This window comes from Prevotella sp. 885, assembly GCF_002265625.1.
In the GTDB taxonomy this organism is placed as follows: Bacteria; Bacteroidota; Bacteroidia; order Bacteroidales; family Bacteroidaceae; genus Prevotella.
In genome coordinates this window covers 182,656-204,446 of the sequence record NZ_NOVE01000001.1, presented here as the reverse complement: position 1 = coordinate 204,446, position 21,791 = coordinate 182,656, and the positions used below count along the sequence as shown (strand labels likewise).

Annotated in this window: 16 protein-coding genes and 1 riboswitch; of the genes, 13 read left to right on the top strand and 3 right to left on the bottom strand. The window is 52.4% G+C overall.

Annotated features, from left to right (window positions below):
* Positions 1-437 precede the first annotated feature (437 nt).
* Complete coding sequence (trhA, locus tag CHL74_RS00770) at positions 438-1,088, bottom strand: PAQR family membrane homeostasis protein TrhA (protein ID WP_094879218.1); 651 nt, start codon at positions 1,086-1,088, stop codon at positions 438-440.
* Between the two features lie 102 nt (positions 1,089-1,190).
* A riboswitch (cobalamin riboswitch) is annotated at positions 1,191-1,409 on the top strand.
* A gap of 144 nt (positions 1,410-1,553) precedes the next feature.
* On the opposite strand from trhA, the gene CHL74_RS00765 reads away from it, so the two are divergent.
* The 4 genes from CHL74_RS00765 to CHL74_RS00750 all read left to right on the top strand — a co-directional run bounded on the left by CHL74_RS00765 (position 1,554) and on the right by CHL74_RS00750 (position 8,120).
* Complete coding sequence (locus CHL74_RS00765) at positions 1,554-3,704, top strand: DUF5074 domain-containing protein (RefSeq protein ID WP_094879217.1); 2,151 nt, start codon at positions 1,554-1,556, stop codon at positions 3,702-3,704.
* Positions 3,705-3,835: 131 nt separating this feature from the next.
* Complete coding sequence (locus CHL74_RS00760; RefSeq protein ID WP_094879216.1) at positions 3,836-5,755, top strand: TonB-dependent receptor plug domain-containing protein; 1,920 nt, start codon at positions 3,836-3,838, stop codon at positions 5,753-5,755.
* Positions 5,756-5,832: 77 nt separating this feature from the next.
* Complete coding sequence (locus CHL74_RS00755; RefSeq protein WP_094879215.1) at positions 5,833-6,954, top strand: YncE family protein; 1,122 nt, start codon at positions 5,833-5,835, stop codon at positions 6,952-6,954.
* A gap of 17 nt (positions 6,955-6,971) precedes the next feature.
* Positions 6,972-8,120, top strand: coding sequence for a PKD domain-containing protein (locus CHL74_RS00750; RefSeq protein WP_141241184.1), 1,149 nt, complete (start codon positions 6,972-6,974; stop codon positions 8,118-8,120).
* 166 nt (positions 8,121-8,286) lie between these two features.
* Here the strand turns inward: CHL74_RS00750 and CHL74_RS00745 are convergent, their stop codons facing one another.
* Positions 8,287-10,131, bottom strand: a complete 1,845-nt coding sequence (locus CHL74_RS00745; RefSeq protein ID WP_094879213.1) for an ArnT family glycosyltransferase — start codon at positions 10,129-10,131, stop codon at positions 8,287-8,289.
* A gap of 199 nt (positions 10,132-10,330) precedes the next feature.
* On the opposite strand from CHL74_RS00745, the gene xerA reads away from it, so the two are divergent.
* From xerA to CHL74_RS00720, 5 genes are all read left to right on the top strand, one after another.
* On the top strand, positions 10,331-11,248 hold the full coding sequence (gene xerA / locus CHL74_RS00740; protein WP_094879212.1) for a site-specific tyrosine recombinase/integron integrase: 918 nt from the start codon (positions 10,331-10,333) through the stop codon (positions 11,246-11,248).
* Positions 11,249-11,463: 215 nt separating this feature from the next.
* Positions 11,464-13,467 (top strand): LTA synthase family protein, encoded by a 2,004-nt coding sequence (locus CHL74_RS00735; protein ID WP_094879211.1) that lies wholly within the window; start codon positions 11,464-11,466, stop codon positions 13,465-13,467.
* Between the two features lie 102 nt (positions 13,468-13,569).
* Positions 13,570-15,057 (top strand): cysteine--tRNA ligase, encoded by a 1,488-nt coding sequence (cysS, locus tag CHL74_RS00730; RefSeq protein ID WP_094879210.1) that lies wholly within the window; start codon positions 13,570-13,572, stop codon positions 15,055-15,057.
* A 25-nt stretch (positions 15,058-15,082) separates the two neighbouring features.
* Positions 15,083-15,508, top strand: a complete 426-nt coding sequence (locus tag CHL74_RS00725; RefSeq protein WP_094879209.1) for an META domain-containing protein — start codon at positions 15,083-15,085, stop codon at positions 15,506-15,508.
* 50 nt (positions 15,509-15,558) lie between these two features.
* Positions 15,559-16,257: an SIR2 family NAD-dependent protein deacylase gene (locus CHL74_RS00720; RefSeq protein ID WP_094879208.1), complete on the top strand. Its 699-nt coding sequence runs from the start codon at positions 15,559-15,561 to the stop codon at positions 16,255-16,257.
* 101 nt (positions 16,258-16,358) lie between these two features.
* Here CHL74_RS00720 and CHL74_RS00715 read toward each other — a convergent pair whose 3' ends face one another.
* Positions 16,359-16,874, bottom strand: coding sequence for an outer membrane beta-barrel protein (locus CHL74_RS00715; RefSeq protein ID WP_094879207.1), 516 nt, complete (start codon positions 16,872-16,874; stop codon positions 16,359-16,361).
* Positions 16,875-17,175: 301 nt separating this feature from the next.
* Here CHL74_RS00715 and CHL74_RS00710 point away from each other — a divergent pair, with 301 nt between their 5' ends.
* From CHL74_RS00710 to CHL74_RS00695, 4 genes are all read left to right on the top strand, one after another.
* Positions 17,176-17,724 carry an RNA methyltransferase gene (locus CHL74_RS00710; RefSeq protein ID WP_094879206.1) on the top strand — a complete coding sequence of 183 codons (549 nt, stop codon included), beginning with the start codon at positions 17,176-17,178 and terminating at the stop codon, positions 17,722-17,724.
* Between the two features lie 633 nt (positions 17,725-18,357).
* On the top strand, positions 18,358-19,551 hold the full coding sequence (locus CHL74_RS00705; RefSeq protein WP_094879225.1) for a PCMD domain-containing protein: 1,194 nt from the start codon (positions 18,358-18,360) through the stop codon (positions 19,549-19,551).
* Between the two features lie 17 nt (positions 19,552-19,568).
* On the top strand, positions 19,569-20,324 hold the full coding sequence (locus tag CHL74_RS00700; RefSeq protein ID WP_094879205.1) for a porin family protein: 756 nt from the start codon (positions 19,569-19,571) through the stop codon (positions 20,322-20,324).
* Positions 20,325-20,353: 29 nt separating this feature from the next.
* Entirely contained in the window at positions 20,354-21,772 is a 1,419-nt protein-coding gene (locus tag CHL74_RS00695) for a calycin-like domain-containing protein (RefSeq protein WP_176452133.1), read from the top strand.
* Positions 21,773-21,791: the final 19 nt, after the last annotated feature.

Genomic DNA, 21,791 nt, shown 5'->3' with positions numbered 1-21,791 from the left:
TAATCTTTTAATACACTCAAACGGAACTGATCGTCAAAATGACGAGGTTGTCTACGCTCTTTTTTCATTACTTACACTGTTTTTGAATTGTTAAAACCGTGTAAAGCAAATCTGTATTAAGTCATTTGCGAGTCTGATTTCATAGCGCTTCGCCAGAAAATCTCATAACATGCTGTGTATAAGCATATTGGCTCCAAGCGCTCAAAACTCAAGAATTTCGCACCAAAGATTTTGTTGTGCGCCGAACTCATAGTATTGAGCAATAGAAATGCAAATATTGTCATCGGCAGAATCACCGAAGAGTGCGAGAATATGATACCAATCCAAACATCAATTGAAACGAGCGTTCATTTCTTATGTTGCAATACAGCAAACGTAACACAAAAGATAGAGTATACCCTCGTGTAACGGAGGCCGGAGACCTCCGCCACTTTCCTCTACAACCACTTCATAAGTATATCCCACACAGCTATGATGTGGCAGACGGAACCAGCGAGGACGAAGAAATGGAAGACGGTGTGCATGAAGCGGCGCTTGCGGAGACAGTAAAACAAGGCACCGGTGATGTAGCAGACGCCTTCGGCTATTATCCATATCACGGCGGACGGACCGACGCTATGAAGCAGCGGACCGAAAGCCACGAGCACGCTCAGGCCCATCACCACGTAGCAGATTGTCTCTACGTAGCTATGGCTCTTGAGTCCCATGAAACTCTTCACGGTTCCGGCTATTGCCGACACCCAGATGAAGATGAAGAGCGCCCAGCCCCAATAGCTATACTCGCGCAACGCCACAAGCGTGATGGGCGAATACGATCCGGCTATGTGCCAATATATGGCGGCGTGGTCCCACTTGCGCAGCCTTTCCTTCCAGGGCGACCATGCAGAAAGGGCGTGATAGACAGTCGAAGCGATGTAGCTCGACAGCATTCCGAAGAGATAAAGGATGATACCTGCCGTCGCCCAACCGTTTCGCGCCCAACCGCACCATACGAGGAATGCCGTACCGACAACGAGTCCGAGGATTATGCCCGCGCCGTGCGACCATGAGTTCCATATCTCTTCTTTATGATTAAAGTAGATTTTCATACACTCTAAGTTTTATGTTACTGACTGTAAATACTTTATATTTTCGTCTACAAAGTTACGTATTATTATCCACTCATATATTCTTATTTAAATAAAATTAAGTACCTTTGCACACGCAACGGTTTGCCTATCCCTTATCAGGAAGAGACGATTAAAAGGGAATGGGGTGAGAGTCCCCGACTGTCCCGCAGCTGTGAGCTGCCCTTATTATCGGGTGCGAACAACGATGCCACTTGCCTTTAACGATGGAATGAAGAAGGCAGGGAAGGCGTTCGCGTCTGGGTGGCGAGTCAGAAGACCTGCCGAAACGTGTATTGCCAAGGTTGTTCAGGTGCGCCTCGAGGATTGGGTGCGAACGACGAAACCATTACAACGACCCGAAGGTAGGATTTGGCTGACAGCCATAATTGTGCCCAGTTGTGATTATATGTATTCTGTAGTGATTACACAACTATAATAATATATATGAAGAAAAACTTTACTTCCATCATGTTTGCTCTGTGCATCAGCCTTTCTGCTGCCGCACAGACCACCACAATCCGTGTGCAGGGCGCACCCCGAAAGGTGTCGCAGACCGTTGCCACACGCATCCAGAAGGCTGCCGACGCAGTAACATCCACTTGCATCGATTTCTCTAAGATAGAGCGTTGGGCAGGCGAAGGCGAATGCCGTGCCGCTCTTGCCCTGAAGTGGGCTGACGGACAAAACGAGGGCAAGACTCTCGTCTGGGGATATCGCTGGAAATCAACGGAGAACCCCACCGGAGAGGATCTCATCCGTGCCATCGCCAAGGCAGACCCAGCCCTTTACCTCATGGGTTCCACTGGATCTTTTGGACTCACCATCGGCGGCATCGGCTATGACGCCGACAACGACCGCTTCGTGAGCGTCACCACCATGACCGAGGAGGTTTATCCGCGCTGCGGCTTCGTGACATTGCCTTCTGACGAGTACGAATCGTCGGCTGCTACCGACTATGGCGATGGCGACGCTTGGAACAGCGGATGGTATTCGGGCTTCTGGAGCTATTACGTTGCTGACAAGGCGGACGACGAGCTGCAGATGTCTATGACCGGCGCCACCGGACGTACGCTTACCGACGGATGCGTTGACGCTTACGTCTTCAGCTATTTCGCTTCCGACGCAGAGCCTAACGTATACGACGGCAACCTCCAATATCTGCCTGCAACGACCGACTACTCTACGGGCACTTTCGTCCTCAACGAGGGATGGTTCGGCACGGAGAACGCTTCCGTCAACCATCTTTCAGAGAACGGCGAGTGGACATACCGCTGCGCTGACAACATCGGAGCCACCGGTTGCTACGCCACACCATGGGCAAACCGCTACTACATCATCGCCAAGCAGCCTAAGGACAAGGGCGCTGAGGTAAGCGGAGGACGCATCACCGTATGCGACGCCAACTCAATGCGCGTTCTGAAGCAGATTGAGAACATTGGTGGTGCCAACGAGGACGGACGTTCGTTCTGCGGCATCGACGAGCATCGCGCTTACGTAAGCACCACGGAGGGCATCTATGAGCTCGACCTTGACAACCTGGAGATAACCAAGAAGGTGCTTTCTACGGAGAACTATAACACGCAGTTCGGCAATATGGTCCGCTTCGGCGACTATGTCCTTGCCACCGAATACGGCAAGAATCTCTTCGTCATCAACTGCGCTGACAACACCGTCGTAAAGACACTTCCCTGCACAGCAGCATCAGTAGTAATGGCTAAGGACGGATCGTTGTGGGTGAGCACCACGGAGGGCATCTCACGCTTCAACGCCGAAACACTCGACCTTGAGCCTCTAACACTCGGCGAGGGCATCGGACTGCCCGTCCTGACAAGCGGCGCATGGAATCCTGACTGCTTCTGCGCAAGCCTTCAGAGCAACGTCATCTATTGGGCTTCATCGACAGAGTGGACCATCAACAAGGTGTTTAAGTATGACATCGACAAGCAGGAAGCTTCGCTCTTCATCGACTATACCACCGATGCTGACGGCCGCGCGCTCTACGGTGCAGCGCTCCGTGTTGACCCGAAGACAGACTGCATCTACACCAGCCTCGTGAAGGGATGGACTTTCAACGACAACGTCGTTCGCAAGTACAGCGCCGACGGCACACAGCTGGCAGAATACACCATGGAGGCTAACTATTGGTTCCCCGAGGTGTTCGTATTCCCTGATACAGAAGATCCCGTACTTGCTGACTTTAAGGCTATTAACCTTGGCGTAGGCGAGCAGGCTGAAGCAGACGTGGACGTTACTGACGCCGACAACAACCGTCACGCCATCGTCATCAGCGTGGAGAACATCGAGGACAACAGCGTGGCTGAGGTCAGCGTGAAGAACGGCAAGCTGGTCGTTAACGCACTCAAGGAGGGCAGCACCACTGTCACCGTCAAGGCTTGCTCTAACGGCATCAGCACACAGAAGACGCTCAGCATCAACGTCAGCGCTCCTACCTCTATTGACGCTGCCACAACAACCGCAGAGGCTCATGAGGTGGCACGTTACACCATCGACGGCAAGCGCATCAGCAAGCCGCAGACCGGCATCAACGTCGTTCGCTTCTCTGACGGTACAGTCAAGAAGGTAGTAGTGAAATAGATATCATTATTTTTAACAGGTTTGTAATTATTTGGGGCGGTTGTACGCGTGATGCGCGCAGCCGTCTTTTTTTTACACGTAATACCAATAAAAAGCGTAACTTTGTACGCCCAAATCATTAGTTTGAGTAAATGCGGACATTCAGTAAACTACATATTTGCGTGGCTCTCGCCTCCATAGCCGCCACCGCCGGTGCACAGACGTCGCGCCTTGACTCGGTGCAGACTCTGGGCGACGTCAGCGTGGTGGGCGTCAAGCCTCACTATCTCACTCCCTCGCAGACCCTGCGCGGCGACATGCTGCGCAGTCTCTCCGCCACGTCCGTGGCTGACGCGCTGAAGTATTTCTCCGGCGTACAGATAAAGGACTACGGCGGACTGGGCGGTCTGAAGACCGTGAACGTGCGTTCGCTCGGATCGCAGCACGTGGGAGTTTATCTGGACGGCATACGCATTACCAACGCGCAGAACGGTCAGATTGACCTTGGACGCTATTCACTCTCCAACATGGAGTCGGTGTCGCTCTATAATGCCAACCGCAACGAACGCCTACAGTCAGCATCTGAGTATGCCTCGGCTGCCACCGTCTACATGCAGACAAAGCGTCCTACCGAGACCACGTACACGATGGAATATGGTTGCGGGTCGTTCGGCCTCAACAAGCTGAAGGGCTACTTCGCGCTGAAGAACCTGCTCTTCGTGGACGCCGAATACCAGCACAGCGACGGCGACTACGCTTTCCGCTTCCGTTCGGAGCAGGAAGACACCGTGGGCACGCGCCACAACTCGGACATTACGTTTTATCGTCTTGAGGCAGCCGGATTCTATAAGGGACTCTCCACGCACGTCTATTACTATAATTCGGAGCGCGGACTGCCCGGACCGGTCATCAGACGACTCTCTGACCAATGGGATTCCACCGACCGCCAATGGGACCAGAACTTCTTCATACAGTCATCATACAAGCATTCGTGGGAGCATTTCGGACTGAAGACCAACCTGAAATACTCTTACGACTACCTGCATTACCTTCAGGATCCACGCACCAATGCCGCCACGATGTACTGCAACAATCACTATACGCAGCAGGATCTTTACGGTTCAGTAGCCGCGGCGTGGAACACGCGCTACGTGTCGCTTACGGCAAGCACCGACCTCAGGTGGAGCGACCTCAATGCAGACGTCTATAAGTTCGCTTACGTTTATCGTCTCGACTCGAAGTCGTTGCTCTCCGCCATAGCCTCATACCGCGGTTTCGAGGCAAACATAGCCTTGCTCTACACCCACATCTCCGACCATACACGTGGCGCAGCATCGCCCCTTAGCCGCCTCACACCCATGTATCTCGCCTCATGGCACAGAGGACCGCTGACCGTACGAGCATTCCACAAGCGCATTTTCCGCGCCCCGACGCTCAACGACCTCTATTATACACTCGTGGGCAATGCACAGCTCCGACCCGAATACACCTCGCAATGGGACCTTGGCGTCGACTATAAAGACCGCCACCTGCATCTCGCCGTTGACCTCTATACGAGCCGGATAGAGGACAAGATTGTAGCCATACCGATGAAATGCCAGTTCCGCTGGTCGATGGTGAACTTCGGACTGGTCAGGTCGTTAGGCATAAGCACCACCGCCGGCTACGACCGCACTTGGGGTAAGTTCTCGCTGTCCGCCAACGCTAACTACACCTGCCAGCGTGACCGCGACTTCTCGTCGCCCTCCGACCCCGAATATAAGAACACCATCCCCTACTCTCCCCTCCATTCCGCCTCCCTCATAGTCAGCCTCGGCTATGACGGATGGTCAGCCTGCACGTCATGGCTCTACACCGGCGACCGCTTCGCACTTATCTCAAACAACAAGGAGGACATGCTCGGCGCATGGCAGACCGTTGACCTGAAGCTCAGTAAAACCTTCACCGTCAGCCGCCATAGCCTCCAGACCACCATAGAATGCAACAACCTCACCGACTCCAGACACGAAGTGGTGAAGCGCTATCCTATGCCGGGCCGCAACTGGAAGCTGACCCTGCAATGGAGGATGTAAAAGCGAAAACACACCTCATTATCAAAAAGTGATAATCATTTTATGATAATCGCTAAATAAAAGAAAACAACTCTAACATGTCGTACAAGAACATATACGCCCGTCTGCTGTGGCTCCTTGCTGTGTCGCTCCTTACAGCGTGCTCACTGCAACCAGCCGACTACCCCACTCCGTCTGAGCCGAAAGCCGACTCAGACCGCCTCATCGTGCTCTGCGAGGGACTGTGGGGCATGGACAATTCGTCGCTGTCGCTCATCGATAACGGCGTGCTGACCAACCGATGGTTTCAGCAGCAGAATCCAGGACGGCATCTTGGCGATACGGGCAACGACATTCTGCAGGTGAACGACACGCTGATAGCCATAAGCGTCAACTGGTCGAACATCGTGCAATACATCCGCCATGACGGAACGGCAATAGCAGCAACGGAGAACATTCCCAACAACCGCCGGCTTGCAACTGACCACAACGGCTTCCTTTACGTTACGTCTTATGCCGACAACGGTTATGTGGCGAAGGTGGACTTACGGACAAAGCAGGTGGTGGACACGTGCCACGTGGGACGCGAACCAGAGGGCATAGCCTATTACGACGGACGGCTCTATGTAGCCAACACGGGCGGATACGCCACGCAGACCAAGGACCACGACTATGAACAGACGGTCTCCGTGGTGGACGCGCAGACCATGCGCGAGCTGAGACGCATCGACACTGGACACAAGAATCTCTATGGCAAGCCGGCGCAATGGGGACAATATCTGTGCATCAATGCCGCCGGCGACTACTATAACCAGCCGCCGCAATGCATCATCTTGAATATGGCTAACGACGAGTTCCGCACTTTCGACTTCCCTGCCACGTACTGCTGCGCATATCAGGGACGATTCTATATCCTCGGCTCAGCCTATTCATACATCACCGAAGCCTACGCCTTCTCCGCCCACACCGTCTCCTTGCCCTCTATGGAGGCGGAGGAAGGACTGGCAGCGTACGACGCTGCCACAGCGACGATTCTACAGATGCAGTCGCCCTACGGCATCTATATCTCACCCTACACCGGACACCTCTACGCCAGCGACGCCCGAGCCTACGCCACCAACGGCTACGTTTACGAGTTCGGACGCGACGGCAAGCAGCTAAACAGATATCTGCTAAGAGGAGTGAATCCCTCGGGATTTCTGGCGTGGCAACAGAATTAAAAACAAACCATTTAGATATGAAACCAACCACAATACTCTTTGCCGCACTCTTACAGCTCACAGTGTCGGCAAACGCACAATCACAGCAAACAGTTAAGGTGCTGGAATACTGTCCTGCACCAGGACAATTCATCAACACGTTTCCCGCCATTGACGCCGCGATGTCGGCGGAGGAGCGTCTGAAAGCTTGCCAAGAGCAGATAGAGGACGGCAATCTGGTGTGCCTTGGCGCTGCCGGAGGCTACATCACGTTCGGATTTGACGAGCCTATAAAGAATCTGCGCGGATCTGATCTGCGCATTCTCGGCAATGCTTTCTATTCACAGAACGACCCCGTTTACGGCGCTTCCACAATCGGAGGAAGCGTCGAACCGGGCATTGTATATGCCGGTGTGGGCACGTCTCCCGAAACGGCTACGTGGTATGAGCTGGCTGGTTCGGAATATTACACCACCGAACGCCATAACTTCCGCATCACTTACCACAAGCCCACGGCGGAGAAGGGCGACCACGAGAAGTCGCATTCCGTCTTCGACAACTACATCCGCTTCACCGCTACGTGGGACGATGCTGACGGCACGAAGCGCGATACGACGGGTTATCTGATGAAGAACGTGTTTCATCCTCAGACCTACTGGCCCGTTTGGGAGGACAAGGAGGAGATGACGTTCAGCGGAGCACGACTGCCAAACAACGCCATCAACTACGGTGGCGACGAGTATGATACGGAGAATGCGCAGCTATGGGTGACTTATCGCTATGCTGCCGACTCGTACGGTTACGTCGATGCTGCACCCAACGACGACCAGCGCTACACCACTTTCGACCTTGATTGGGCAGTTGACAAGAACGGCAATCCCGTAAATCTAACCCATGCCGACTTCATCCGCATCCAGACGGGTGTGCTGCAGCATTGCGGATGGACGGGCGAAACGTCCACAGAGGTCAGCTCCGTCATCAATCTGCATCTTGTGGAAGGCTACGATGCCGACCCAATCATAATCACGCCGCGTCCACGACCCACAGCCATAGACGCCATAAACGCTTCAGCAGCTAAGGAAACGGCACGCTATAACATCAGCGGACAGCGCATCAGCAAGCCTCAGCACGGCGTGAATATCGTGAAATATGAGGACGGAAGCGTAAGGAAAATCATTATAAAATAAGTTGAAAGTTGAGAGTTGGGAATTGAGAGTTATGATATGTTGTTTTAGATAATATATGCTACATAATGCTATTATCAAAGGAAATCATCGCTCGGCTTTGCCGCTTGCCTTAGCAAGAACTCTCAACTCTCATTTCTCAACTTTCAACTTAAAGAAATCATTCTGTTTATCGCGTAAAGCGATAGAAATCAACGGTTCCCTTCACCTCTGACACACGCTCTTTGGTGGTCATAACGTGCTGGAATCGGTATTCGGGATGGCGCTTTGCCAACTCTTCAAAGTCAGCCGTAGGAACTATCAGCACGCCCTTTTCCGGCAGAACTGTCTTCTCTTCGATGCTGCCATCGGGACGTTCTTCATATACAGGCTTCTCAAACTGGTCCATCTTATCGCCGAGATAGAAGTCGGCACCGAAGAAATGGAGCATCGGAGTGCTAATGTATTGATAGATATTCTCGCCGTGGAACTTCTCCTCTATGGTCTGCGCCATCGGACGAAGCGACTTGGCATTGAGAACGGCAGGCTGATAAAGGCCGTCGAGAGCAGTCATAAGCAGGATGACGGGGGCTAACAAGGCGTAGCGGAAACGTCGACCATCGTTGCATGTTCGCTTGCGCAATACCATCTGCATAGCGTCCACAGCAGCTGCAGCAGGAAGGAAACAGAGGAGAAATTCCAGTATTCCTATAGGCATATCGCGCAGGGCATGCAGCATGGCGATGTTGGTATCAGCATGCTTGCCGTGGAAGATGGTGTCAGGCACCAGTCCCATTCTTACGCAAGCAAAGACCGCCGTGAGCGTCAATACTAATACACCGATAAGACATACATAAGCTCTCATAGCGCCTCTTCTGCCCGTACGCCATAGCCAATCGACGTATTCGGCTATGATCATAGCCATGAAAGGATAGCAAGGAAGCAGATAAACGCTGCGCTTGCTTGACGGGAAGCAATAGAAGAGGAGCACAAGCAGGAAGCCCAACCACGTGAAGAGCATCACCGGCGGCACCTGCATAAGGCGTATCTGCCATCTCATCAGCTTGCCTTTCAGACCGCCGGGGAGCGAAGATTTCGCCGAAGAAGCCGACTTCGCGGAGGAAGCAGCGGAGGCTTCAGACGCAGAAGCGGCCTCAGCAGAGGCAGACGATTTCTTCCAAGGCTTTGAGAAGAGCGAGAATATCAAGAGCAGCGTCCACGGTGCCCATCCCGTTGAGAGCGTAAAGAAGTTGTAAGGGAACGAATGGGTGTGCGACTCGTAGCTCATCGAGCCGGTCATGCGTCCGATGTTCTCCTCATAGATAAGGTCGAGGAAGTGCTGTCCGCCTTCATGCCAAGCTGCCACATACCACATAAGCGGCAGTATGAGCGACAGCAATGCGAAGCCGCCGTACGTCAGCGAGGTGCGCCAGAAGCGTCCGCCACGTATCAGCGTGAACACCCACATCACAAAGCAGGGCAGAACGAAGCCCACAGGACCCTTGGTCAGAACGGCTCCACTCATGCAAAGCACCGCCAACAACGGAAATCCTTTGCTGCCACGCTCCCACCAACGATAGAAAAGGAGCATTGCGCCCACCACGCAAGCCGTCAGTACCATGTCCACACGGCAGTTGACACCGGCTCTGTGCACCTCGAAGGACGTCAGCAGAAGCAAGGCTCCCATAAGCGCTTGTTGAGCGTTACGGCGACGCTTATAGAAGACGAAGCAGCCTACGGTCATGGCAATAAGAGCCAAAGCCGACGGCAGACGCGACGTATATTCGTCCACGCTGCCCGTCAATAACGACACGAGAGCTATGCAGTAATGGAAGAATGGCGGCTTGTAAGGGATGTCCATGCCGTTGTTGACGGGCAGAATCCAGTCGCCGCTGTTCAGCATTGAAAGCGCCACGACAGCCTCACGCGGCTCACCTTTCGTGTTGAAGTCTGTAAGCCCGAGGAAGGGCAGGAGCATCACACACGAGATTACGATAACCGCTATGAGCGGCATGTTTTTCTCTTTTATCTTCATTTTATTTTCGTTTGGTTCGGAATTTCTTTTCGTTGGTTCACAAAATGTTTCGCGTGCAAAGGTAGCAATAAAAACCAAAGGAATTCTGAGGTTTCGTTATTTTATGACCGAACCGATTGGCAAAGAAAATATTTTTGCTACTTTTGTCTTTCAAAACACTCCCTGAATATGCATCCAAACCTTACTTACACATACAATAATGTCTAACCCAAAACGACTAAAGCGGCGCTTCCTGCGTTATCTGAAGCTGGAACGCGGCTATTCGCCCAACACCATAGAGGCTTATACGCACGACATCGACTATCTGCTTAAGTTTCTCCAGGATGAACACCTCGCCGTGGAGGACGTGCGTCTGCCCCACTTGGAACAGTTCGCCGCACGCATTTACGAGTTCGGCGTGTCCTCCAGGAGCCAGGCACGCATCATCAGCGGCGTGCGCAGCTTCTTCCGCTATCTTGTCCTTGACGGCGAAATAGAGGACGATCCGTCCGAACTGCTCGAGTCGCCGTCACGCGGCGTGCATCTTCCTGAGGTGCTCAGCGTGGAGGAAGTGGACCGTATGGAGGCTGCCATCGACCTCTCCAAATGGGAAGGACAGCGTAATCGCGCCATCATAGAGACGCTATTCTCCTGCGGTCTGCGCGTCAGCGAGCTCGTTACGCTGCGCTTCGCCGACATCTTCAAGAAGAAACATTGTCTGCGCATCGTCGGTAAAGGTGGCAAGGAACGCCTCGTGCCCATATCTAACAACGCCCTGAAGGAAATAAAAAAATGGATGTACGACCGTAACGTGATGAACATCAAGCCCGGTGAAGAGGAGTATGTGTTCCTCAACCGCCGCGGAGCACACCTCACACGCACCATGATATTGATAATGATAAAGAACACGGCACGCGATGCTGGCATCGAGAAAACGGTCTCGCCACACACCCTGCGCCACTCCTTCGCCACCGCCCTGCTGAAGGGAGGAGCCAGTCTGCGAGCCATTCAGGAGATGCTCGGTCACGAAGACATATCCACTACGCAGATTTATACGCACGTAGACATGACCACATTGCGCGAAGAGATAATGTGTCATCACCCGCGAAACATGAAGAAAAAACTTTCTGACGAGTAACAACCAAAAGGGGACCGACTTCGCAGCCGATCCCCCTTGCTCTTTATACAATAACATTATGAATTTTAATAGTGGCTTATTTGTTTGATTACGCTTGCAAAGTTACTCTATATTAATGTTTTGCGCAATACCCAATAGTTGGTAAAATGCGCCTTGGCGCACAATTCAAAACTAAAAACTCCTAATTCCTAAATATTTATTGTACCTTTGTATTTATGCAAAAGAACAACCGTTTTCTTCTCTCTGCGGCGTGGATATTGAGCCTTCATGCTCTCACGCTCGCCTTTCTGTCGCTGTTCCGACTGACGGAATACGTGGCATTGCACGGCATGGTGGAAAGCACGTCCGCCAATCCGCTCACGGCTTTCGTGCGCGGCGTGTGGTTTGACAACGTCATTACGTGCTACATAACCGTCGTGCCGCTCGCCTTCACGCTGCTCCCGGCAGCCTTCTCGCTGACGCGTCGCTGGATGCGTCGTGCCACTGTTTGGTGGTATGGCATACTCGGAAGCATTGCTTTCATGGCTTCCGCAGCCAACATCCCCTACTTCGCTTACTTCTTCAAGAACATCAATTCGTCCATATTCGAGTGGTTCGGCTATGCCGGCACCACGGCAGGAATGGTGACGGGAGAGAAGTCGTACTTCCTCTATATTGCCATGTTCTTCGTATGCACAGCCGCTTACGTCTATCTCATGGTGCGTCTGCGCCGCGTGTTCGACAGGCTCATCGGCAAGAAGAACAACAACCCGATAGGCTTTGCGCATATAATCGGGGGAGACAACGGGCTTAGGAAAGCCGCAGCGTCTCTTGGCAGGCTCTGCATTGCCGCCGCCATGACCGCTCTCTGCGTCTTCGGCATCAGAGGAAGGACAGGATATAACCCCATAAAGGTGTCGGAGGCATATTATTGTGATGACGCTTTCCTCAACCAGCTCGGCATCAATCCAGCATTCAATCTGCTCACTTCTGCCCTCGACGACATGCGAAAGGAGAACCGTGAGCTACATCTTATGCCTTATCCCGAAGCCATAAGCGAGGCACGACAGAGCCTTGGCATAACCGGCAAGTGCGACTCAACGCACGTCCTGCGTCGCTACGTGGACAACAGCCAGAGCGCCGTGGCAGGGAAAAAGAAGCCCAATGTGGTGGTTATCCTGATGGAGTCGATGTCGGCAAGCTTTATGCAGACCTTCGGACAGAAGGAACGACTCACTCCTACGCTCGACTCGCTCTACAACAACTCAATGGCTTTCGACCATTATTACAGCGCCGGCATCCATACCAATCACGGCATGACAGCCTCGCTCTATTCGTTCCCTGCCCTGATGTTCCGCAATCTCATGAAGGGAACCGTGACGCCTCACCGCGACGGCATACCCACCGTGCTCCACAAGGAAGGCTATCACAACATGTTCTTCATGACACACGAGGCACAGTACGACAATATGAAGGCGTTCTTCACCACCAACGGTTATGACGACATCTATTCGCAGGAGTCGTATCCGAAGGAAGAAGTGGTCAATTCGTTCGGCGTTTCAGACCATTTCCTCTTCTCGTACGCCCTCGACCGCATCAACGAAACGAGCAAGAAATACGCCGGCAAGAAGCCGTTTATGGCTACGCTCCTTACCATCAGCAATCATCCTCCATACATCATTCCGTCGTGGTTTAAGCCAAAAACGAAAGAACCTGAGACGCAGATTGTGGAGTATGCAGACTGGTGTGTGGGCGACTTCCTGCGCCGCGCCAGCCGTTGCCCGTGGTATAAGAACACCGTCTTCGTCATCATGGCGGACCACGGCAAGATAGTAGGAAAGGTGGACAGCGAGCTGCCGCAGTCGTATAATCACATACCGCTCATCGTCTTCGGTCCCGGCGTGAAGAACGGAAGGGTGGAGAAGCTCGCCATGCAGGTGGACGTGATGCCAACGCTGCTCTCTCTGCTCGGCATCAGCTATGAGTATGACGGCTTCGGAGTGGACCTCACACACGACGAACGTCCCCTCGTGTTCTATTCTGCCGACAATCAGATAGTGGCACGTTCGCACAATCTCTGCTACATTTACGAGCCGAAGACGGGCAATGCGTTCTGCTACGTCTCGACACCTGACGGTCGTCTGAAGGAGACAAAGCCCTCGGCAGCATTCATTCCGCTGCGCCGTTACGTATTCAGCATGATACAGACGGCACAGTATATGCTTAAAAGACAAATGTAAGTGAAATGCTTGTGTATGACTCAAGAAATGTGTAAATTTGTGCCTTGAAGCACTATTCACTTAATACAAAAACACTATAAAAACATCACAATATACAGAACTATGGAACAAGCTCTCTGGATATACAACACCCTGACACGAAGAAAGGAAGTGTTCAAGCCGCTGCATGCGCCTAACGTGGGCATGTACGTCTGCGGACCTACCGTTTACGGCGACCCACACCTCGGACATGCACGTCCCGCCATCACTTTCGACATCCTCTTCCGCTATCTCAAGCACCTCGGATATAAGGTGCGCTACGTTCGCAACATCACCGATGTGGGCCACCTTGAGCACGACGCTGACGAGGGTGACGACAAGATAGAGAAGAAGGCACGCCTCGAACAGCTCGAGCCGATGGAGATAGCACAGTACTATACCAACCGCTATCACGCTGCTATGGAAGCGCTCAACGTGCTCCCGCCAAGCATCGAGCCGCACGCCACGGGCCACATCATCGAGCAGGAGGAACTGGTGAAGCAGATTCTGGACAACGGATTCGCTTACGAGAGCAACGGCTCCGTATACTTCGACGTAAAGAAATACAACGAGAAATATCATTACGGCATCCTCTCAGGTCGCAACCTTGACGACGTAAAGGACGCTTCACGCGCTCTTGACGGCGTGGGCGAGAAGCGCAATCAGGCTGACTTCGCCCTCTGGAAGAAGGCTTCTCCTGAGCACATCATGCGCTGGCCGAGCCCCTGGAGCGACGGTTTCCCCGGCTGGCATTGCGAGTGCACAGCCATGGGACGCAAGTATCTCGGCGCTCACTTCGACATCCACGGAGGAGGAATGGACCTCGTATTCCCGCACCACGAGTGCGAGATTGCGCAGGCTGTGGCTTCGCAGGGCGACCAAATGGTGCACTACTGGATGCACAACAACATGATAACCATCAACGGACAGAAGATGGGCAAGTCGCTCGGCAACTTCATCACGCTCGAGGAGTTCTTCACCGGCAACAACAAGAACCTCGAACAGCCCTACTCGCCGATGACCATCCGCTTCTTCATCCTCTCAGCTCACTACCGCGGCACCGTCGACTTCTCTAACGAAGCGCTCCAGGCATCGCAGAAGGGACTGGAGAAACTCATGAACGGCATCAGCGACCTTGACCGCATCGCAGCTTCTGCTGAGAGCGACGCAGAGACAAAGAAGATGGTAAGCGAGCTTCGCGAGAAGTGCTACGATGCCATGAACGACGACTTCGCCACTCCGCTCGTCATCGCTCACCTCTTCGAGGCATGCTCCGTTGTCAACAAGCTCGTCGACCACAAGGCCACCATCTCTGAGGCTGACCTCAAGGAACTCTCTGAGACAATGCGTCTCTTCGCCTTCGACCTCCTCGGTCTGCGTCCCGACAACGCAGGCTCGTCATCTCATCGTGAGGAAGCTTTCGGCAAGGTGGTGGACATGGTTCTGGACCTCCGCTCAAAGGCAAAGGCTGCCAAGGACTGGGCAACAAGCGACCGCATCCGCGACGAACTCGCCGAACTCGGCTTTGAAGTAAAGGACACCAAGGACGGTGCCACATGGAAACTCAAGTAAGAATTAGTAATTAATAATTAATAATATGAAGAATCTCAGCTTAATAATAGCCTCAGCGCTCGCCATCTGTAGCTGCTCCACCCCCAAGACCATAGGACAGGCCACTGACCTCAACGGTGAGTGGGACATCGTAGAAGTAAACGGTAAGGTAGTAGACACCACAAAGACAGAAGCTCGTCCCTTTATCGGATTCGAGACCAGCAAGAACAACGTATACGGCTGTGCAGGATGCAACAATATCACCGGCACAATGAAGCTCAACACGTCACGCCAGACTCTCGACCTCTCGCAGGTGGGAGCCACAATGATGCTCTGCCACGACATGACTACGGAGCAGAGCGTGCTGGACGCGCTCGGACACGTAAAGGGATATAAGGCAACAGGAGAAGGTCGTGTGGACCTCACAGACAACAGCGGCAAGACCGTATTGTCACTCCAGAAGGCAAAGTAAAAACAACAAGCCCCGCCCGTGTGCGGGGCTTACAATAAAAGGCAGCACGTATGAAGCACATCGTTTTTCTGACCGGCGCCGGCATGTCCGTAGAGTCCGGTTTCAAGACATTCCGTGGTAACGACGGACTGTGGGAGAACTATCCCGTGGACCAGGTGGCATCGCATGAGGGTTGGCTTAAAGACCCGACGCTCGTCACCAACTTCTACAATATGCTGCGCCACAAGCTCTATGCGGCACAGCCTAATGAGGGTCATCGCCTCATCCACGACCTGGAGAAGGACTATAAGGTGACCGTCATCACGCAGAACGTGGACAACCTGCACGAGAAAGCAGGATCAACGGACGTCATCCATCTGCACGGCGAACTCACCAAGGTGTGCTCATCGCGCGACGTTGACGACCCGCGTTACCAGCGTGAGCTTACCGAAGACGATTGTGAGGTGAAGCCCGGAACACTCGCCGGAGACGGTTCGCTGGAACGTCCGTTCATCGTGTTCTTCGGCGAATCGGTGCCGATGATAAGCGTAGCAGCGGAAGCAGCAGAGCAAGCCGACATCTTCGTCATCATAGGCACGTCGCTGAACGTATATCCCGCCGCCGGACTTATCCATTACGTGCGCCCCTCCGTACCCGTTTATCTCATCGATCCGGAGCCGTCGCTCGGCGTAGGCAGACAGAACTTCACGCACCTGCAATGCGGAGCAAGCGAAGGAATGAAGAAGCTTTGCGAAATATTGAATGATTGAACTTGCGCAAGTTCAGTTAAATGACAAATAACAACGAAAAAGGCTGCAAGCAACGACGTGCTTGCAGCCTTTTTTATGTTATTGATGTCCTTATTCTGTTATTAGAACTTGTAGTTAACACCGAACTGGATGTTTGTTCCGTCGAGGTTAACACCGAATGCCTTAACCTTAGCAGCACCCTCGTTCTCCTGCTGGTAACCGAAGAAACCAACCTTTGTGATGAAAGCCACGTGGTCAGAGAGGTTAACCTTCAGACCCGGCTTGATGCCGAACTCGAATCCATCATAATCTCTGCCGTTGCCACCGAAGTGCTTGTAGCCTACAGTACCCTCGAGGAAGAGGTCAACGAGCTTTGTGTTGCAGAATGTATAGCGTGCGTACGGAGCGAGCTCGAATGTGTTGTAGCCGTCCTCTACACCCTCGTAACCGATGGTAAGACCAGCCTCCCAGTTCTTGTTGAACTCATAACCGATCTCAGGAACGAGTGCGTAATGCATCTTTGAGTCTGCCTTGCCATACTTAACGCTTGAAAGACCTGCACAACCACCGATGTAAACCTGTGCGCTTGCGCTTGCAGCAATTACCATAGCTGCCATAGTCATAAAAATCTTCTTCATAACTTTTTCTTTTAAATATTAATGTCTTTTGTGTTTCAAATCAATGTTGCAAAGATATTATCTATTTTTAATTCCGCAAAATAAATCTTACTTTTACGTTAATCATAGAGAGTTATAGAACAATAAAAATACAATTAGTAGATTTATATCAATAAATAGTGGTAGATTTCGCCATACGATTGTGATGTTCGCCCCACTCTACAGCCAATAAAACAACCCGCAAGGAGGAGTTTGTCCATAATCTTTACTAACTTTGCACCTACATTTAACATATAAGAACACATATAAAAGAAACCATACAATGCGTAAACTCCGTACTATAGAAATGCAGCGTCTCACGGTGGACGAGTTTCATGAGGCCAAGAAGCTCCCCCTCATCGTCGTTCTTGACGACGTGCGCTCGCTCCACAACGTCGGCTCCGTATTCCGCTCATCAGACGCTTTCCGCGTGGAAGCGGTGTATCTCTGCGGCATCACAGCCACTCCACCCCACCCCGAAATCCACAAGACAGCGCTCGGCGGCGAAGATTCGGTAGACTGGCGCTACTTCCCTACAGCCACCGAAGCTGTGGCAGAGCTTCAGAAAGAGGGCGTCTTCGTCTATTCCATAGAGCAGGTGGAGGGTTCCACAAAGCTCCAGAACCTCTCTCTTGACACCGACCGACGTTACGCCGTGGTGTTCGGCAATGAGGTGAAGGGCGTCCATCAGGAGGTGGTCGACCTTGCTGACGGTTGCCTCGAGATACCGCAGTTCGGCACCAAGCACTCCCTTAACGTCAGCGTAACAGCCGGCATCGTCATTTGGGAAGTGGCAAAGCAGTTCATTGCAGGAAGCAGTTCCGAATTTTGAATTGGCTGAATACGTCCTACCAATTCAAAACTCAAAATTCAAAATTCCTAACTCGGACGGCGGATGCCGTCCGCTATGCAAATATCGTACAAAGAGTAAAAAGCTGTTACAAAATAAAAATTGATTCTAGAGATTTAGATTGCTGTTTTTACGGTGTTTTGCTGTGCAAACAGCACCCATACTTAACAATAGCGCCACTTTTACACTCCAATAGTGCCACTATTAGACAGTAAAAGTGGCACTATTGCATGATAAAAGTGCCACTATTGGAGTGTAAAAGTGGCGCTATTGCAGCAAAAAACGGCTCGTTTGCGAGTCTGATTTCATAGCGCTTCGTCAGAAAACCGCATAACACGCTGTATATTAACACATTATCTCTAAACGCTCAAAACTCAAGAATTTCGCACCAAAGATTTTGTTGTGCGCTCAGCTCATAGTATTGAGCGTTAGAAATGCAAATATTGTGTCGGACGACAAGGCGTCCGCTCCTTGTCCTTTTCTTTTTATAATATGTTCCAAAAAGAATACTCTAATTTTTTTTCACACTTATTATTTGTACCCTCCGCAAAATTAGCATAACTTTGCATTTTAACTGTGTATAAAGATATGATACACATACAAATAAGAATGACAATGACAAGACCATATATCATCATCACACTTGCCGCACTTCCACTCATGTTCAGCTCCTGCATCAAGGACGAACCGCTCGGAATGGAATGCGACATCGAAGAGGCTTTCATACATGCCGACGACCCGCAGGCAATGTTCTTCCAACCGTCCGACTCGCTGACACGCGTGATTGCAACGCAGACCACCATCAACTTCAGTCCGCTCCGACCCGGAGCTGACCTGACACAGATGGCACCGCAGTTCCGCATCACACCGGGAGCCACAATATCGCCAGCAAGCGGTTCGGTGCACGACTTCTCACAAGGTGCGGTGGTCTACACCGTGACGTCAGAGGACGGACAGTGGCACCGCACGTACAACGTAAACATCACTGCCATGGAACCGGAGATACCGGAGGCAAAGACTGACACGATGAGATACGACTTCGAGAACTTCTTCCTTGAGGAGAAGGCGCAGAAATACTATATGTGGAGCGACATCCTCGACAATGGCAACCGCGCCGACAACTGGGCGACGGGCAACGCCGGATTTGCCATCGCAAAGAAGAAAGCCACACCTGAGGAATATCCCACCACACCGCTGACCGAGGGTTACGACGGCAACGGCGTGAAGCTAACGACAAGCTCCACGGGATCGTTCGGCGTAATGATGAACATGCGCATCGCAGCAGGCAATCTCTTTACAGGCGTGTTCGAGTCGACCATCGCCACGAAGACTCCGCTGCTTGCCACACACTTCGGCGACGGAGCTGCCAACAAGCTAAACGTCAAGCCCGTAAGCTTCAGCGGATATTATCAGTATGCGCCGGGCGACGAGTTTATGGACAAGAGCGGAAAGGCGGTGGAGGGACGCATTGACGAGGGCGACATCTACGCCGTGGTGTTCAAGAACACTGACGAACAGGGCAACGCCTTCTATCTGACCGGCGACAACGTGAAGACCAGCCCGCAGATTATCGGCAATGCGCTCAGCGGACGCATCACACGCACCGAGAACGGATGGCAGTTCTTCGACATCCCATTCGAATACACCACGGAGCCCGACCCGCAGGTGCTCGCCAACTACGGATACAGCATAGCCATCGTCTTCACCTCCAGCTGCGAGGGAGCACACTTCGAGGGAGCCATCGGCAGTACGCTATTAATAGATAAGGTGAAGGTGGCATACGAGAAGCCCGCCGCACAGCAGAAATAACATTCAACCGCATCAATATGAAGAAAACAATAATCACACTGCTCCTCGTGGCCTTCGTGGGCTTGCAGGAAACGCTCGCCATCGACATCTTCGGCGATCTCAGATACATGGTACGCTTAGGCTACAGCCTCGGAGGAACGGCTCCGGTAGGCATGCCAGCCACCATCCGATCGCTCGACAAGTATACGCCCACCAACAACACGCTCCTCGGACTGGACGCATACAAGCCCCTGACAGAGAAGTGGGGATTGCAGGCAGGATTCTATTACCAGAACAAGGGCATGAAGACCGACGCAAAGGTGAAGGGATACAGCATGGAGATGAGACGCGGAGACGAGACGCTCAGCGGACTCTTCACCGGTAATGTCGTAACGGAGGTGGACGAATGGATGGTGACGCTGCCGCTGCAGGTGGCATACAACGTGTCGCCGAACCTGCGTCTGAAGTTCGGTCCTTACTTCTCCTACGTACTTAGCAACAACTTCAGCGGATATGCCTACGACGGATATCTGCGCGTCGGCGACCCGACGGGCGACAAGGTGGAGCTGGGACACGTCGAAGGAGAACGCGGCGACTATGACTTTACCGAAGACCTGCGTCACTGGCAGTTCGGACTGGACCTCGGTGCAGACTGGTTCTTCTCCAACCGCTTCGGTGCATACGCCGGACTGTCATGGGGTCTGACCAAGATTTTCCGCAAGGACTTCCACGTCATCGAGCAGTCGCTCTACCCTATCTACGGCAGCATCGGACTGACATACAAGCTCAAGTAAGAAATATTAATAACGAAAAACAATTGTCTATGAAGAAAATCTTTACACTACTTGCAGTGATCATGGCATCACTCACAGCCATGGCACAAACCACCTTCTATGGTACATGGAAGAACAACTCTAACTCGTTCCCGAGCTTCGACAACTATGTGGAAGTGACCGTAAACGACAACGGCACAAGCACCATCGTACTGAAGAACATCGTATTCGGCAATGACATTCTCGGAACCATTACGCTTAACAATGTCTCCACCGAGCAGAACGGAACAGGATATAGCTTCTCTATGGGCAGCAAGACCACTTTCGACATCACCGAAGGCAATATGAGCGGCGTGACAAAAGGCTCGTTCGAGGGTTGGGGAACTATGGACGGAGAGAACCTCCAGCTCACAGCCAACTACTTCGACTACGGCACTACATCATTGCGCTACGTGAAGTTTAACGGCACAAAGGTGCAGACCAAGCCCGACGGACCCACCATCGTCGAGACAGAGACATTTTCGTCAGACCTGCTCACATCTACAGCAGCCGGCGACACTAAGACCACAAAGAACGCCAATGCTATCCTCAGCAAGTATTCTGACAACACTTACTCGCTCACACTCAAGCCGGTGGAGACTGCTGACGCTTCTTACGGAGCCATCACATTCAGCGGACTTGGATTTGAGGAAGAGGAAGGCGAGACTTACATCTCAGGCTACGTGGACGCCACTACCGAGGAGACTTCACCGCTCTACGGAAAGAACATCAAGGGCGACCTCTCTGCCGTTATCAACGTGGACGGCAACCTCATGGTATACGCCATGCTCGTGGACATGGACGACGAGAACTTCAATGTGGAGATGCAGTTCGGCAAGGAGGAAGAAGAGCCGTTCGAGCCGGTCTCAATGGCAGGCACACTCTCAAGCTTCTCTCGTACTGACGACGGCGACGTATCAGACCAAAAGCCTTCCGTACTGACCATCACTGACGAGGGCGAAGGCAAGTGCACACTCACTATGACCGAGGGTACACTCCCCGGAACAACTCTCTCACTCGGCACCATCACCATCCCTTCAGTGGCTTACGAGGCTGACGAGGCCACTGCCACAATGAATCTTTCTTCAGGCAAGGTGGAGGCAACAACAGAATGCGCACATCCTTTCTATAAGACCATGACCGTGAACAGCCTCTCTGGCAGCATCACAGTGAAGATTGACGAGAACAGCGAGGACAATGACCAGGTCAGCGCCAACATCACATTCAGCGTGGACAACAACGGCACAGAGACTGTGGAATACACATTCTCAACCAACGGATACGTAACTGGCGTAGACACAGTGAAGAAGGCTGACGGCTCAGTGAAGCACATCTACACCATCTCTGGCATCGCCACCACACAGATGCAGCGCGGCGTAAACATCGTACGCCATGCTGACGGCACTGTGACTAAGGTGGTTAAGAGATAAACGAACAGAAAACACTCAC

What these genes read in the sequence shown, in the direction of transcription:
- CHL74_RS00705 (WP_094879225.1), top strand. Translation starts at nt 18,358, where the DNA reads ATGACAAGACCATATATCATCATCACACTTGCCGCACTTCCACTCATG.
- CHL74_RS00725 (WP_094879209.1), top strand. Translation starts at nt 15,083, where the DNA reads ATGAAGAATCTCAGCTTAATAATAGCCTCAGCGCTCGCCATCTGTAGC.
- trhA (WP_094879218.1), bottom strand. Translation starts at nt 1,088, where the DNA reads ATGAAAATCTACTTTAATCATAAAGAAGAGATATGGAACTCATGGTCG.
- CHL74_RS00720 (WP_094879208.1), top strand. Translation starts at nt 15,559, where the DNA reads ATGAAGCACATCGTTTTTCTGACCGGCGCCGGCATGTCCGTAGAGTCC.
- CHL74_RS00755 (WP_094879215.1), top strand. Translation starts at nt 5,833, where the DNA reads ATGTCGTACAAGAACATATACGCCCGTCTGCTGTGGCTCCTTGCTGTG.
- CHL74_RS00765 (WP_094879217.1), top strand. Translation starts at nt 1,554, where the DNA reads ATGAAGAAAAACTTTACTTCCATCATGTTTGCTCTGTGCATCAGCCTT.
- CHL74_RS00700 (WP_094879205.1), top strand. Translation starts at nt 19,569, where the DNA reads ATGAAGAAAACAATAATCACACTGCTCCTCGTGGCCTTCGTGGGCTTG.
- CHL74_RS00715 (WP_094879207.1), bottom strand. Translation starts at nt 16,874, where the DNA reads ATGAAGAAGATTTTTATGACTATGGCAGCTATGGTAATTGCTGCAAGC.
- cysS (WP_094879210.1), top strand. Translation starts at nt 13,570, where the DNA reads ATGGAACAAGCTCTCTGGATATACAACACCCTGACACGAAGAAAGGAA.
- CHL74_RS00735 (WP_094879211.1), top strand. Translation starts at nt 11,464, where the DNA reads ATGCAAAAGAACAACCGTTTTCTTCTCTCTGCGGCGTGGATATTGAGC.
- CHL74_RS00750 (WP_141241184.1), top strand. Translation starts at nt 6,972, where the DNA reads ATGAAACCAACCACAATACTCTTTGCCGCACTCTTACAGCTCACAGTG.
- CHL74_RS00710 (WP_094879206.1), top strand. Translation starts at nt 17,176, where the DNA reads ATGCGTAAACTCCGTACTATAGAAATGCAGCGTCTCACGGTGGACGAG.
- xerA (WP_094879212.1), top strand. Translation starts at nt 10,331, where the DNA reads ATGTCTAACCCAAAACGACTAAAGCGGCGCTTCCTGCGTTATCTGAAG.
- CHL74_RS00695 (WP_176452133.1), top strand. Translation starts at nt 20,354, where the DNA reads ATGAAGAAAATCTTTACACTACTTGCAGTGATCATGGCATCACTCACA.
- CHL74_RS00760 (WP_094879216.1), top strand. Translation starts at nt 3,836, where the DNA reads ATGCGGACATTCAGTAAACTACATATTTGCGTGGCTCTCGCCTCCATA.
- CHL74_RS00745 (WP_094879213.1), bottom strand. Translation starts at nt 10,131, where the DNA reads ATGAAGATAAAAGAGAAAAACATGCCGCTCATAGCGGTTATCGTAATC.